Origin of the sequence: Paenibacillus sp. FSL E2-0177, from assembly GCF_037992975.1 — a bacterium.
GTDB lineage: Bacteria > Bacillota > Bacilli > Paenibacillales > Paenibacillaceae > Paenibacillus_AQ > Paenibacillus_AQ odorifer.
On record NZ_CP150307.1, the window covers coordinates 6,598,340 to 6,613,138 of the forward strand.

A 14,799-nucleotide genomic window follows, 5' to 3' on the forward strand; every position below is an offset into this window, starting at 1 on the left:
TAGCATTCAAGCAGAGATATTCTGCTTAGACGCTAGCCCCTTATTCTATGTATTGAGATCATCTGCTACGATACTGCTGTATTCGCTATAAACCACTGGCCCAGCTCATGCACCGGCATTGGCCGCCCATAATAATAACCCTGCATCACTCTGCAGCCTAAGGATTGCAGCAGCTCAATCTGCTCTGGTGTCTCCACACCTTCCGCCACGACCTCCATATTAAGATTGGTGGCAATCGCAATGATATTACTGATAATGGCTTTCTTGGAATGCATCTTGCTCTTACGAATAAACACTTGATCAATCTTGAGTGTGTTAACTGGAATCTCATCTAAATTACCAAGGGATGAAAAGCCTGTCCCAAAGTCATCCAGTGATACCCTTACCCCAAGTGCCCGAAGTCTGGAGAGCTGCGCAACCGTCTCTTCCATGTTATTCATCGCAATGGACTCTGTAATCTCCAGTTCAAGGAAATGCGGCTCTAGACCTGAACGTGTGAGTGCTTCTTCTACAACATCGTATAAGCCCCCGCCCTCAAACATCCGTGCTGACATATTAATAGAGACTGCGACATTTGCTATCTCTTCCTTATGCCAAAGCATGTTCTGGCTGCATACATCATGCAGCATCCAATAGGTAATCGGGACAATCAGTCCCGTTTCCTCTGCAATGGGAATGAATTCAGCCGGGGAGATTATCCCATGTTCAGGGTGCCGCCAACGCAGCAGTGCTTCAAGACCCACGGTAACGTTCATATACGAATCCCATTTTGGCTGGTACACAACCATAAACTCGGAGCGTGCCAGCGCTTTACGAAGATCCTTCTCCAGCGACATCCGTCGCAGCTGATGGCGGTTCATCTCCTGATCGAACACACTGAATTTATTCTTACCCGAATCCTTAGAGGTATAAAGAGCTGTATCGGCTGCCTTCATTAACGCTGAGCGGTCAGTTCCATGCATAGGGGTCATACTGATCCCCACGCTTGCAGTAACATATAGCTCATTACCTTGAATGCTGTAGTATTTCTTAAGCTCATATAAAATGTGCTCTGCTTCCTCTTGCGCATCCTCCACAGTACAATCTGGAAGAGCGATCAGGAATTCATCTCCGCCCAAACGAAAGACCTTGCCCTTACTTCCTACAGAGCGTCTTAATCTTATAGCGACCTCTCGCAGTAACAAGTCGCCTATATCATGTCCAAGCGTATCATTAATCGACTTAAACCGATCCAGATCCACAAAAAATACGGCGCCAGATCTACTCCCGAAAAATTCATCTTTAAAATAACGTACCAGGCCATGCCTGTTCGGAAGATCAGTTAGTGGATCATAATAAGCCATCCGTTCCAGCACATGCCGGTCCAGAAATACAGCACCACCAGAAATCGCAAGCATAAATAGCGTTACCAAGGACACTCCCATTAAAAGAATAACATCAGTCTCCATAAAAAAAGTTGTATTGCCTAGTAGACCGTTATATTCAAAATGAGTCGCCCTTACACTCGTATAATGCAATCCAGTCACCGAAAATCCGATAAAGAGAGCAGAGTATAACTTCCAGCGGTTAAAACCCACATAGTCTTTAAACTTGTGAAATAGAAATAATCCGATAAAAGACGAGAGCATAACGAGGATTACAGCACATGTCTGAGTCCATATCTCATAATGAATCTCCGCTGCGATCTTCATGGAGGACATTCCGATATAATGCATAGCCGAAATTCCGCTGCCTAGAAGAACACCACTAACTATTAAACAACTTTTTCTTAAACGTGGCACAAACGTAATCCGGAATGCCGAATAGCAGCACAACACACCAACCAATAACGATAATACAGCCCTGCCTGGATAATAATTCACGCTAAAAGGAAAACGGCTCGCCATAATCCCTACATAATGTATCGACCATATGCCACTGCCGAGTACACATGCCCCCGATATTAACCATAAGCGACGAACTTTCCCAAACGAACGAGGGACTTGCGAGATCAGATTCAGCGCGGAATAAGCTGCAGTCGCCGCTAGCGCAAATGATAGTAAAACAATCCAAACGTTATAGTGGATTCCCATTTTATCCATTAGTTAACCTCTTCACCGGTTTTGAATACCGTAATCGCTGCAGCGTATTTCTCAAGTAAAAAATCAGTACACGAATATCAGATAAATGGAAGAGTGCGTAAAGATTATAGGTTATCCCTGAAAAGCAACTTTAGATGTATTCTACCTTGTATTCAGCCGATTGTCTAAGAAAATACTGGAATTTATACCCTTTTTTTATGTCGGCAAAAAATGTCCATATTTGACGCATTCACTCACCCCGAAAAGTTGGATATGTGACCTGTGGTTGATGGGGTTTTGGGGAAGGTCTTTCGCCATAACCATTGATTCAAAACTACCAGAACTAACAGATAGATGTAAATTCCTCCGGTAAATAAAGTGAAGACATAATGAACACCCGCCATCCCCATCAGCAAAAACATAAGCATGAAGGCGACTCCAGTGTAATCCTTTTGTTTGGCTGCCTCATAACGCTCTGAAAAAGGTAAGCTCCGGGGATAAACACGAAAGCAGATGACTGAGAAAATCAGCATGGCGAATAATACCACTACTAAATCAGGTACAATGTGCACACCGAACAACAGAATGAACAATACCGCATCTACAGCAAATAAAGGCAAGACTAGCCGTAGCAGTGCCGCCTTAAGCATCCCACGGTAAATAGGCGTGCTATCGGGTAAAGGAATCAGCCTATAAATCCAAGCTCCTTTATAACTTGTAGAGTAGCGTAACATCTGTATTACAGTCTGCATTAACATCGTGCAGAAATAGATTAACAAGTACACTTTTGAACCTTTAAGGGAACCATCATAACTATTCTGCAATATACCAAATATAAAAATAAACGGGAATGCGATAGAAAAGCCAAGTGCAGGATAGACCTTCAGCTTAAAATCGCGCTCATTCTTCATCATGGACCAAGTAACCCGAAAGAAAATCCCCTCTGCCGGTTCCTTGCATACTCTGCGCGAGAGCCACTCTGCGATCTGGCCCTTGTCTTTTCCACCGGAGCCTTGCTCCGCCAGCTTTTGCAAATTCCGTTCAAACTGTGGCATCAGCTTAATATAGGCTGCGATCAGTACAAGTGGGGTTATCAAAGCCAGCATTGAAAGAATGAAGTAATAGGGTTCTCTCGCTCCACCAAGCAACAGTTCAAACGGAGCCGCGAACCAAACCGGAAAAATAAAGTACTGCCACCAAGCAGGATGATAAGCAGCGCCAAGCTCAGTGAGGTTGAACAACCGGGAGATGAATTGATAGCCCACCATTATTCCGATCGTCAAAAGGATTTGCGTATAATTTATAATATCCTTGAGCTTCTCCCCATCAAAAAAACGCATGATCATCAGGTAGAGCAGTGCAGTTATTACGAGGATAAAACAGTCTAACAAGACAATTGTCACCGCATACATCAGAAAAAAAGCGATCCCCTGCTTAAATAGGCTGAATACCAAAGATGGACCAGTGATCGACAATGTAACTGTCCCTAAGTAGAGAAGTACGTGGATGGTTTTGGCCATATTTAAGGTGGTACGGTTGACGGGTTTGGAAAAAAGAATATTTTTATCACGTAAATCAAGCATTACTGAAGAAAAGTCAGAGATCAGGGTTGTGGAGACAAAAAACATAATGATCCCAAAGGTTAAGCTCATTTGCAGCATATAGTGATCGTTGGATAGCGTTAGCGGAATTAATATTAAACCAAATAGTAAATAAATCCACTGTAATCGCAAGGGTGAACCTTCTTTAGCGTTCTCCTTTTTCTGCATACCTGCAAGCGCTGTAGGCGTTCTTCTTCCGTCCATGGTCAGTTTGATCTGTAAAATACTCCGCATGGTGTCGTAATCGACTCCAAATCTTATAAAGGCACCCCGCAGCTTATCCAACAGCCTCAGCACGAAGAAATCAGTCATAAGAGGATACCTCTTGCTCCTGCATGACCGCAACAAATTCACCAGCGATATCACGGTATTTATCAAATCCGGTTAATTGATTGAAAATATCTTCAAGCGTCCCTTCGCGGCCTTTCTCCTTCAGCTCTGCAAAACTTCCGTCCGCCACAATATCCCCGCCATCAATCAAAATGATCCGGCTGCTGATTTTCTCAACCACATCCATGATATGTGAGGAGTAAAAAATGGTCTTCCCCCTTGCTGCCAGCGATGCAAAAATCTCCTTCACTATCATCACGCTATTAGCATCCAAACCACTCAGCGGTTCATCCAGGAATAAAATATCAGGGTCATGCAGCATGCTGGAGATAAGCAGCACCTTTTGCTTCATCCCTTTTGAGAACGAAGAAATCCGCATATCGTAAGACTTCTCCAAACCTAACAGTGTAGTTAATTTTTTGGCCTTGTAGTCCGCCTCCGCACGACCTAACCCATACAGCTCGCCAACAAAGGTTAGATACTCTCTTGCAGTGAGGCTATCATATAATTCGGCTACCTCCGGCACATAACCTATACGTTTCTTGTAAGAAACATCTCCATCGGCAATATCCTTACCGAAAATCTCCACTTTACCGTTATATCCTTCTACCAGACCGAGCATAATCTTCACCGTTGTACTCTTGCCTGCCCCGTTAGGGCCGATATAACCAATAATTTGTCCTCTATATACCTTAAGATCAATTCCCTTTAGCACCATTCGGTCTGTATAGTTCATCCATAAACCTGAAATCGCTATGACCGGATCGTCAGCTAAACCCATATCTCAGTCCCCTTTCTAGTAACTAATCAATAATGTGAAATATTACTACTTTATGTAATTACAATAATTGTATCATTTAGTAGAATCCTCTTCCATGATTTAGTCTGCTAATCTTATGTCTAGTTAAAAAAAGAGTGGCCATTAGGCCACCCACTAGAGATTTATAGCGAAAGGCAGCGCCACCGATGCCACGAAATGGCTGTTGGCACCCCCTTTATTTGAGCAAACCGGCCTAAGATCAGCGTACGTTTGGTCGGGTAGCATTTATAAGTAAGAGAGCGAGCACGCTAGCGGACACAGCTGACCTTATACGCGGCTTTTTACCACATTTGGAGTGCTAAAGGACCCCATAGTCGCTATCAGCATGAAAAACACCATAAACGCACCTTTTTCAAAGCGATAGCGTCGCTGGAGTCCGAAACTATGCCCCAAAGGCTGGAAAGCGGAAAATAACGTCATCTGGGTCCGAAAGCCGCGCCGATAATGAATGAACTGCTGAATCAAGCGGGCAAGAGGGCATGAGGGCAAGCGGACAGGGCAAGGGCAACCAGCCAGCCTGCTAACAAACAAAAAAACAGAGCAGCGATACTCCAATAAAAGAGGAACCGCTGCTCTGCTGTCTTAGTCAAACCAAGTCGCCGCATTCATAGTTGAACGCTACTTACGTGACGTCCGCTATGTCTTAGTGGCTGATTATTTGGATAGCAAATTGTAAATAACCTGTGCTGCTTCTGCTCTTGTAGTGACTTCTTTTGGATTGAGTTTACCGTTCGCTCCGGTCACTACGCCTCTCTCTACCAGCGCTTGAAGGGCTTCTTGTGCATAACCAGCGATCTGTCCAGCATCACTAAAGCCGGCAAGCGTGGCCGCTGTCTTCTCAGATGGCAGTTCACCTAGCGCTACAAGCGAGCGGTACAAGAGTGTAAATAGCTCCTGCCTAGTGATCTGAATATCTGGCTGGAATTGATTATCTCCCGAACCGGTTGCTACCCCAAGACGCTTAGCTGTAGCAAGATAATTCGTATAATACGTATTACCTGCATCTGCAAAATTATCAGCAGCAATGGCATCCGGTGTGATGTCATAAGCCTTGAGCAACAAGACGATGAACTGCCCTCTAGTGATTGCAGCATTAGGACTGTAATGTTCAGCATCCGTACCAGATGTGATACTGCGTGCTGCTAAGAAACCTACTGCATGGCTATACCATGATGCCTCTGGAACATCTGCAAAGCTCACCTGATTATATCCAATAATATATTGGGAGAAATGTGTGGTTACGAAATCTACAGTTCTCTTGGCGGCATTGTAATTTCCACGTACATTGTCCAAACTTCCAGTGCTGTTAATGTGATACACAATAACCGCATCTGACCGTTCTCCCGCTTGCAGCACATACGGTACGCTGATACGAACACTCCCCCCACCGAAGGTGGAAATCGTACTTTCACCCGCTATAACCGACAAGTCATAAACCGGTCTGTCTCCGAGAACAGCCTTGCCTTCTGCCGTTAATGACACCTTCGCGATTCTAACAATGATGTCTCCGGCATCTGAAGCTGCACTAATGCTCGCCAATGATTTGGCATCAAACGTAATCGTACCCACATTCTCATAATCAATGGTAATCTCCGCCTTCGTTCCGGCGGCTAACTCATTAATTATGCTTCTTGGAAGTATAAGATCAGCTGTTTGAGTATCCGAAGTAGCTGCAACTTTAATTTCAAGAATAGCCTTCTTCCCATCAGCTTCTGCCTTCTTAGTGAGACTCACAAATTCAGCAGCCGTTTCTTTTGTGATCGTTGCAGTAGTAACTCCTGTGGTTTTATCCGTTTTAGTTGCTGCTGTTGCTGACAGGTTCACGGTATTCCCTGCTGTTGCCGTAGCAACCAGTTGCGGGCTTGCCGATGGTGTTGGTGTAGTCGTGCTCGGTGTAGAATTGCCACCCGATCCACTTGTTCCACCTGTTCCAGGATCTGAAATAGGCACATAGGCCGGAACCACAATGTCAGTCGCTGGACTTGCCTTATAACCTTCTTTGGCTGCGTATCTCACTTGATACGTGCCCGGTATTAATCCTGTGATTTCTTTATCTGGTGCATACACATAATTAGTTACACTCGACAGCTTATATTCTAAGGCTGTCGTGGTTCCCGTAATTCTTCCATCGTTGTTCGCTGCTGAGGTAGGAGCAACTCCCTGTAACCCAGTTGGGGCTGCTTGTTCCGCAGTGAATGCTGGAACGATTACATCTGCTGCTCTACCCGCGTTAAATCCCTCTTTAGCTGCGTATCTTACCTGATAGATACCCGGCACCAATCCAACGATCTCTACATCTGATGCGTAGACATAATCGGTAACGGTAGACAGCTTATACTCCAGCGCTTTCGTAGTTCCTATAATTTTACCGTCGTCATTAGCTGCACTGGTTGGTGCTACACCTACTAATCCTGTAGGTGCCGCTTGCTCACCATATGCCGGGACTTCAACTGTAGCGTCTTTACCAACGCTGTATCCCTCTTTTGCCGCATATCGCACATTATAGAAGCCCGGAGTAAGACCAGTGATAGCCGCACCTGTTACAGGCTTATAATCAGCTTCTCCAACGCCTTTATACTCCTGTCCTTCCGCTGAACCCGTAATTTGCCCATCATCATTAGCTTCAGAAGTAGGGGCTACGCCTACCAGTCCTATCGGAGCTGCTTGTTGATGGGTGTAAGCAGGAACTTCCACACTTACGTCTTCGCCAGAATTATAAGGAATGATTGTGGGTCCAGCTGCGGAAGTTGGCCCTTGATAGCCCGATGTTGCGGCATATCTTACCTTGTAAACACCAGGTGCAAGCCCTGTGATGGCTGATCCCGAAACTGGGGTGTAAGCCTCGTCTCCAGCAAGCTTAAATTCCAATGCTGAACTGGTGCCCACAATTTGCCCATCCTTATTGTCGGCCGCAGTTGGTGCTACACCCGTAAGTCCTGCCGGCACAGCTTCGAGTCTGGAGAATATTTTATCCAGCGCTGTTGTAGTGTTATTGTATCTGGCTCCGATTGGGTAATTATCCTGCACGTAATCCGGTTGGATATTCGTCCAGCTGTACATAAGTTCAACATGCCCTAGAATCGGTGTGTTTTTGCCTCCTGCATCCTTGTTGTCCTTGTTATAAGTGAACAGATATGGAACCTGAAGTCTGTCTCCGCTCACAGTGTTTCCAAGTCCGTCTACATAACTAATTACAGTTGGTTTAGCAGCTGTATTGTTTTCGGTCTTGATATTGGTCAGATAAGTACGAACCAGATCAACATAAAGCTGCGCATACGGATGATTGGTGGTTCTAATCTGAAGCTCATTATTATTATGCGGATTCGCACTGCCCTTAGTGCCGCTGTTGTTATTAGGCTCAGCAACGGTCACACCAGCATCCAGCTTAGTGTCGAAGAAGTAGATCTTATGGATATTATGTTTTTTGGCATATTCGTTGATATATTTAATCACCGCTTGCGTGTTAGGGCACCACGAGCCGCCTAACAAAATCGCATAGTTTCCCTCACTCGCTAAAATTTGCTTCAGCTGATGATAGGTCACATGTTCATAAACAAGCGTGCCATCCGCTTCGTTGAAGATCGTAGGTTTGCCCTCATTTTCCCCTTCATAGTTCTTATTAAATGCAGCCTTGATATAAGCCGACTCGTCGATAGTGTCATATCGGGAAGCGGCACCCAGCACCTCACTTACTGATGTTTTATACGCATTAACCTTCGCCGCATCAAGTGTTCCGTTCGTCAGGAACTCATTCCACGAATAGCTCTTATCCAGATAGGATACGACAGGAGCACTATTTCCCTGTGCATCCTTGTGATCCTTGTTGTATACCAATAAGAATGGAGACTCGAGCTTGTTAGCAGTCACAACTTCCCCGTTTTTATTGGTATAGCTGACATTGCGTTCTGGATCATCTTTGGAAGACAGATTTAAATTCTTCAAATACTTGTTGACCAGATCAACATATTTATAGGCAAATTTATTATTGCTGTCTGCAATCTGAAGGGTGTCCCCGTCCAGCTTAGTATCAAAGTTATAAATCGTTGAGATGCCATATTCCTTGGCTGCCTCGTTGATAAAGCCGATATCGGCCTGTGTATTCTCACTCCAAGCGCCGCCAACCAGAACAGCGTATGTGCCTTCACTCTCAAAAAGATGAACGATATCTTCATATGTCGCTGTTTTAAATACATGGTTAGCATCATTTAGACGGTCATAGACATGACTGAAATAGTCAAACTGGTTAACGCCGCCTTGGGAAGAGGTTATCGCCTCTGCGGTATCCGGATTAGCATAAGCTCTTCCTGCCTGAGTAGGCAGGATTAGCAGGGAGGCTGCCAGCAGCAGCGTTACAATTTTTTTGAAGGTTAATGGTCGTATCATTATGTGCACCTCGCCTTAAATAGGTTTATGGGATGAATGGGCTGAAAGGAATCCTGAATGAGCCTGCTGCTCATCAAGGACAAACCTCTTCCTCAGCGGCTGGTGCCGGTGCGGGTGCCTGAACCGTTTCCACTGGAGCAGCTGCTGGCGCGCTGACTGTGGATGCAGGTGCAGAAGACGATGTTTTCGGTTGAGAAGACTCAACTACCGGAGCCGGGGTCGCCTTAACTACCTCTGTGGTAGAGAAGGTTATAGCCTTTTTGGAAGGTGTCTCCGTTGCTTTTGCTACGGGAGCTGCGGTTTCCTTAGGCTGTTCAGATACAACAGGAGCGGCAGTCGGCTGAACGGCTTTAGCGGTTACGTTTGCTTTTGGAGCAGTCGTAGGCGCAGCAGTTGGCGCAGGCGTTGCTGCGCTGGTTTGCGGTTTAACAGATGCAGATACCGTTGTTGCAGCTGTTGCTGTCTTAGCGGTGTCCGCAGCCGGGGAGGCAGCTGCTTTAGGCTGAGCTGCACCCGCTTCTGGAGCTGCTGAAGCCACAACCTTCGCCGCAGAATCAACAGCTGCGGCTGGGGCCGTAGTCGCTTTTGCCGTGACTGTCTCAGCTGCTGGAGCCGAAGCTTCCGGCTGGACAGCTTCTGTTACAGGAGCTGCAGTAGCTTCTGCCTGAACAACAACTGCTGCCGCAGAAGTAGCTGCTGGTAAAGCTGCTGCGGTTACTGCTGTATTACTACTCTCTTGAATGGGTGCTGCCTCTGCTGTTTTTTTGTTAGCGGATACTGCGGCATACGTCAATGCGGAGAAGACGATAGCGGCGGCAACCAAAGAGATCGAAAGCTTTTTCATATGTGTACCATCCTTTTCAAATAAAATAAGAAACCCCTTCACTACATTCTTGTACCTTAAATCCGTAACTCTCCCTTCTCTAAAGTAAAAAAAAAGAGACTCAACGGGACGCAATTTACGCGTCTTTCGTTGAATCTCCGGCTGTCCAGTCGATTCCAATTGGCTTGTGATTAAGTTCCATATTATTCATGCCATAGTGCCTTGTCAATCAATTTTTATTTTTCACATGGTTTTTATCGGAATTAATTATTTTTAACATATAATTACATTGACTTTACTATAAATTCTATATAGATTGATCTCAATAGGATTAATCACATTAAAAAACTAGGTTTAAGGGGGTATTGGTAGTGAACATAGATAACAACTTATTATCCGCCATCGAAACGAACTGGTATGGATTTGTCGCTTCCATATTTGTGTTTGCAATTTTGTTTCTACTGGCACGTAAACGAATTGGATTTGGCACCCGGGTACTCATCGGACTTGGCATCGGACTTATTGCCGGTATATTCTTTCAGTACTTCGATTTAGAGACCAAAGCTATTAGCACATTCGGCAGCATTTATGTCAGCTTGATCCGCATGCTCGTCATTCCTTTAGTATTCGTACTCGTATTAAACAGCATTTCTTCCTTAACCAATCTGGAGTATCTACGCAAAATCGGGATCAAAACCTTCGCCTGGTTCCTCGGAACAACGGGCATCGCTTCTATTATCGGCCTATCCGTTGCGCTGCTGTTCAATCCCGGCCAAGGTATACAACAAGATGTACCCGCAGATTTTGCAGCCCGTGAAATCCCGACCTTCTCCCAGGTTATTCTGGATCTTGTTCCCTCTAACCCTGTTAATGAAGCAGCTACGGGTAAGGTTGTGCCTCTACTCATTTTCGCGATCTTCCTAGCAGTGGCTATAATCAAGATTGGCTCCAAGAAACCGGAAGCCGTCAAGCCTGTACGTGATCTTATTGAATCCCTGACACTGATACTGCATCAGGTTGTGAAATTCATTATTCGCCTGACGCCTTATGGCGTATTCGCACTGATTGCCGGAATCACCGCACGTTATGGCTGGGAGACGTTGCAGGAGCTAGGCAGCGTAATTATAACCTCGTACGTAGCAATGATTATACATTTTGTACTTATCTTTGGCGGATTGGTTCTATTAGTAGCGAAGGTGAATCCAATTCGTTTCTTCCGCAAAGTATATCCAACCATTACCGTTGCCTTCACAACCAGAAGCAGCTACGCAACCCTACCGGTCAATCTAGAAGTGATTACGAAGCGGCTTCATGTCTCCCCGCGGATCGCGAGCTTTATCGCACCGTTAGGGGCATCTGTGAACTTTAATGCGTGCGGTGGGATTTGGCCAGCTATTGTGGCTGTATTTACCGCCCAAGTATTCGGTATTGATCTGAACTGGACCGACTATATTACACTGGTATTAGTAAGTATTATTTCTTCCATTGGTGTAGCTGGCGTACCTGGACCAGCCGTAATCTCCACCACAGTAGTCTTAACTGCTCTCGGCCTGCCGCTTGAAGGAATCGCTATCGTTGCAGGTGTTGAAGCGCTCATCGATATGGGCCGTACCGCTGTAAACGCAACTGGAACAGCTGTAACAGCTCTGTTAGTAGCTAATTCCGAAGGTGAATTTGACCGCGAAGCGTTTAATAGCAATGATGACGATGATATTCTCTTGAGCACCGTTTAAAAGCTGAAACTGTAAAAACCTCCGGAAGCTGCGTAAAGCAGAGCGCCCGGAGGTTTTTTTTGCATAGATTCCTATTGGATTCATCTTCTTATAGCATACTAATTCTTTCCCGCTTTTTAGCAGAAGCTAGACAAGTCTCGATCAATTGCATGCCCAGCACTGCATCCTCAGGTGCAAATAATTTTTTTCCTGTAAATACTGCGGCGGCAAAATCATCGACCTCCCGTGTATAGGGATTCGCCCCGGTGGCATCAACCCGTCTTACCCCTTCTCCCGTATGCACAAAAAATTCAGCGTCCTCATCTCTAGCATTAAAAGGCATAGGCACTTCAATCATTCCATCGGTCCCCAGAATCTCTAACAGCTGGCGGTTATATGCCCACATCCCGCAATCAAAAATCAGGCTTAGCCCCTTCGGAAACTCTACCAGTCCTGAAGCCATCATATCTACGTTGTCATGCTCCGGAGAGAACATAGCATGTACTGTTACGGCTTCTGGCTCAGCTCCGAACAGCAGTCGTGCTGCACTTAGCGGATAACAGCCGATATCATAAAGCGAGCCACCGCCCCAAGCGGATTTAAAGCGAATATTAGAGGTGTCTGTAGCGTCATTATAAGTAAAAGTGCCTCGAATGGAGCGTAATTCGCCAATTTCTCCGCTAGCGATAATCTCTTGCAATTCCGCAATCCGAGGATGATGCCGATACATATAAGCTTCTGCCAAATGGACTCCAGCATCATTACAAGCTTTTACCATCTCAGCCGCTTCTTCACTGTTCAGCGCGATCGGTTTCTCACATAAGATATGTTTGCCAGCTTCCGCCGCACGGATTACCCATTCCCGATGGAGGTGATTTGGCAGTGGAATATACACCGCATCAATATCCTTATCCGCCAGTAATTCCTCATAGCTGCCGTAAGCTTTATCTATTCCGAACTCTGCGGCTACAGCGCTGCTTTTTTCTAAACCGCGACTGGCTACCGCTGTAATCATTCCCGTCTCCGAATCCATTATAGCCGGCATCACTGAACCTGTCGCAATCTGCGCGCAGCCCATGATTCCCCAGCGAAGTTTTTGCACCATCGTTGCTAACCTTCTTCCTTATAGATTACTTACTATACTTAAAGCCACCTTATCATAGAATGAAACGTTTCTCTAACAGAAAGAAGCCTGCAAATTGCAAAAAAACAGTGCCAAAAGGAGCTCCAACCCCGATAGACACTGCTTTTTTATAAAATATGAATGTTTATATTAGTGCATTCAACAGCACAGCCGCACCCAGCACAACTATACGCGCAAGGTTCATCAATACGAAGTTTTTGACGGCAAGAATAAAGGTACTCGCCTTCTCCTGTTTCTCTGTGAACAAGGCAATATTTCGGCGAAGCGGGATCAGCGTAAGTAGAATCAACAGAACCAGAATAGGGTTAATCCCTAAGATCAGCAGCACTACAAGATCCAGATAAGAGACATAGTAGAGATATTTAAAAAGCACAAGCGCATTGCGGCGGCCAATGTACACCGGAAGCGTGTACCTGCGATTCTCCACATCCTCATCAATATCACAAATATTATTAGCGAGCATAATCCCTGCGATCCCCAAGATAGCGGGTACGGAAAACCAGAAAAGGTACAGCACTTCCACGATGTTGATATTCAAGCTGACCCAGCCGTTCTGAAGCAGCAGTGAAACCACATGCTCATCCGTATGGATATAGGCAGAGATAAAAATAATAACAAAGCCCATAAACAAACCCGAAAACAGCTCACCTAACGGCATACGCGAGATGGGAATCGGCCCGAACGAATAAAGTATACCGATCAAGAACGACAGTCCACCCAGCAAAAAGACCAGCAAACCCGTCTGAGTGACAAGCGCAATCCCGCCCCCTGCTGCCAGCGCCAGCAAAATAACAATCGTCGCCACGACGGTGCGCTCTTTTAGCTTAAAATGAACAATCGGATTATGCGTTTCGTAGCCGTAGCCGTGGGTTTTGGAGGCTTTTTTGAAATCGTAATAGTTGTTAATCGCCGTCGTCGCCATATCGAAGCTAAGCAAAGACACGAACATCAATCCAAAACGCAATACGTAAAAATCCTCAAACCGGTACAGGGCATACAACGTTCCCATTAGAAACGGAATAATACTGGCTACCTTCGTCGGCAGCTCCACAAATCTTAGAAAGCTTTTAATATTCACACCATACACCCTTATCTGTCAAATGAGCCTGCAAGGCATTACTGTTCAGTTGTTGTAACCGTCACCGGGGACCATTCTGCAATAACTGTTTGTCCATGTACAGACACACTGCCTTCAGGACTCAGATCCTTCTCTGTCATAATTCCGAGCGCTACAGTGAAGTTATTGAATTTAAGCGGTATATTTTTCTCGCGGCGTACTTCCTTGCCGTTCAAATAGAATACAGCCTCATCATTGCCGCGGTGATAGGTAATACGGTACGTATTGAATTCCCGTGGTTTGAAATCCGTATCTTCTTTAAAGATGCAGAAATATTTCGTTCCAGTGCTTTCTGGCACTTGTACACCCGGGAATGGCAATATACCATATACACTAGCGTATTTGTCATTTCCCGCGAAGAAATCAAGCGCAGCGCCTGTCGTGAAATCCAGCAGGTTCAGCGATACATATCCATCATACAGATCTCCAGGTGCAGTTCCTTGTGTACGGCAACGAATTTGCAGCTCAATGCTAATCTCTCCAGCTTCCGGAATCTCCACTGGCTTGGCTGAATAATACATGTGCTTGGCATTGTCCAGAATTTGCACTTGATGGTTCTCACGAGATAACTTCGCACGTACATACAAGGTATCATTACGAACGATAACTACAGCCTCCGGCTCACGGTAAGCCCAAAATGATCCGTCAGGCAGTGTAAATCCACCCGTCTTCCAGACCTTTCCTTCTTCTAAAATGGAGTGGAAATCCCCAAGAACCATGCGATTGCCTTTAACTTGTTGTTCTTCTGCCGTCAATTCCTTGTCCTTCTTTTCCATGAAAGCTCACTCCTTCTGTAGTCCATCTATTAG

Annotated in this window: 9 protein-coding genes; 1 reads left to right on the top strand and 8 read right to left on the bottom strand. The window is 45.4% G+C overall.

What is annotated here, in order from left to right; translation table 11 throughout:
* Nucleotides 1-65 precede the first annotated feature (65 nt).
* The 5 genes from MHI25_RS29370 to MHI25_RS29390 form a co-directional block, all read right to left on the bottom strand.
* Nucleotides 66-2,081 carry an EAL domain-containing protein gene (locus tag MHI25_RS29370; RefSeq protein ID WP_038573706.1) on the bottom strand — a complete coding sequence of 672 codons (2,016 nt, stop codon included), beginning with the start codon at nt 2,079-2,081 and terminating at the stop codon, nt 66-68.
* Between the two features lie 233 nt (nt 2,082-2,314).
* On the bottom strand, nt 2,315-3,973 hold the full coding sequence (locus MHI25_RS29375; RefSeq protein WP_340394716.1) for a hypothetical protein: 1,659 nt from the start codon (nt 3,971-3,973) through the stop codon (nt 2,315-2,317).
* Entirely contained in the window at nt 3,966-4,772 is an 807-nt protein-coding gene (locus MHI25_RS29380) for an ABC transporter ATP-binding protein (RefSeq protein WP_036682032.1), read from the bottom strand. The genes MHI25_RS29375 and MHI25_RS29380 overlap by 8 nt, the downstream gene beginning before the upstream one ends.
* Before the next feature lie 693 nt (nt 4,773-5,465).
* Nucleotides 5,466-9,194 (bottom strand): S-layer homology domain-containing protein, encoded by a 3,729-nt coding sequence (locus tag MHI25_RS29385; RefSeq protein WP_340394717.1) that lies wholly within the window; start codon nt 9,192-9,194, stop codon nt 5,466-5,468.
* 73 nt (nt 9,195-9,267) lie between these two features.
* On the bottom strand, nt 9,268-10,038 hold the full coding sequence (locus tag MHI25_RS29390; protein WP_340394718.1) for a hypothetical protein: 771 nt from the start codon (nt 10,036-10,038) through the stop codon (nt 9,268-9,270).
* A 356-nt stretch (nt 10,039-10,394) separates the two neighbouring features.
* Between MHI25_RS29390 and MHI25_RS29395 the strand changes: the two genes are divergently transcribed.
* Nucleotides 10,395-11,750, top strand: a complete 1,356-nt coding sequence (locus MHI25_RS29395; protein ID WP_036682429.1) for a dicarboxylate/amino acid:cation symporter — start codon at nt 10,395-10,397, stop codon at nt 11,748-11,750.
* A gap of 88 nt (nt 11,751-11,838) precedes the next feature.
* Here MHI25_RS29395 and MHI25_RS29400 read toward each other — a convergent pair whose 3' ends face one another.
* The 3 genes from MHI25_RS29400 to MHI25_RS29410 all read right to left on the bottom strand — a co-directional run bounded on the left by MHI25_RS29400 (nt 11,839) and on the right by MHI25_RS29410 (nt 14,766).
* Nucleotides 11,839-12,834, bottom strand: coding sequence for a Gfo/Idh/MocA family oxidoreductase (locus MHI25_RS29400; RefSeq protein WP_076179214.1), 996 nt, complete (start codon nt 12,832-12,834; stop codon nt 11,839-11,841).
* A 163-nt stretch (nt 12,835-12,997) separates the two neighbouring features.
* Nucleotides 12,998-13,951: a 1,4-dihydroxy-2-naphthoate polyprenyltransferase gene (gene menA, locus MHI25_RS29405; protein ID WP_076219134.1), complete on the bottom strand. Its 954-nt coding sequence runs from the start codon at nt 13,949-13,951 to the stop codon at nt 12,998-13,000.
* Between the two features lie 38 nt (nt 13,952-13,989).
* The gene (locus MHI25_RS29410) at nt 13,990-14,766 is read right to left on the bottom strand and encodes a DUF6081 family protein (RefSeq protein ID WP_076303570.1); all 777 of its coding nucleotides are present in this window, start codon (nt 14,764-14,766) and stop codon (nt 13,990-13,992) included.
* Between the last annotated feature and the right edge of the window lie 33 nt (nt 14,767-14,799).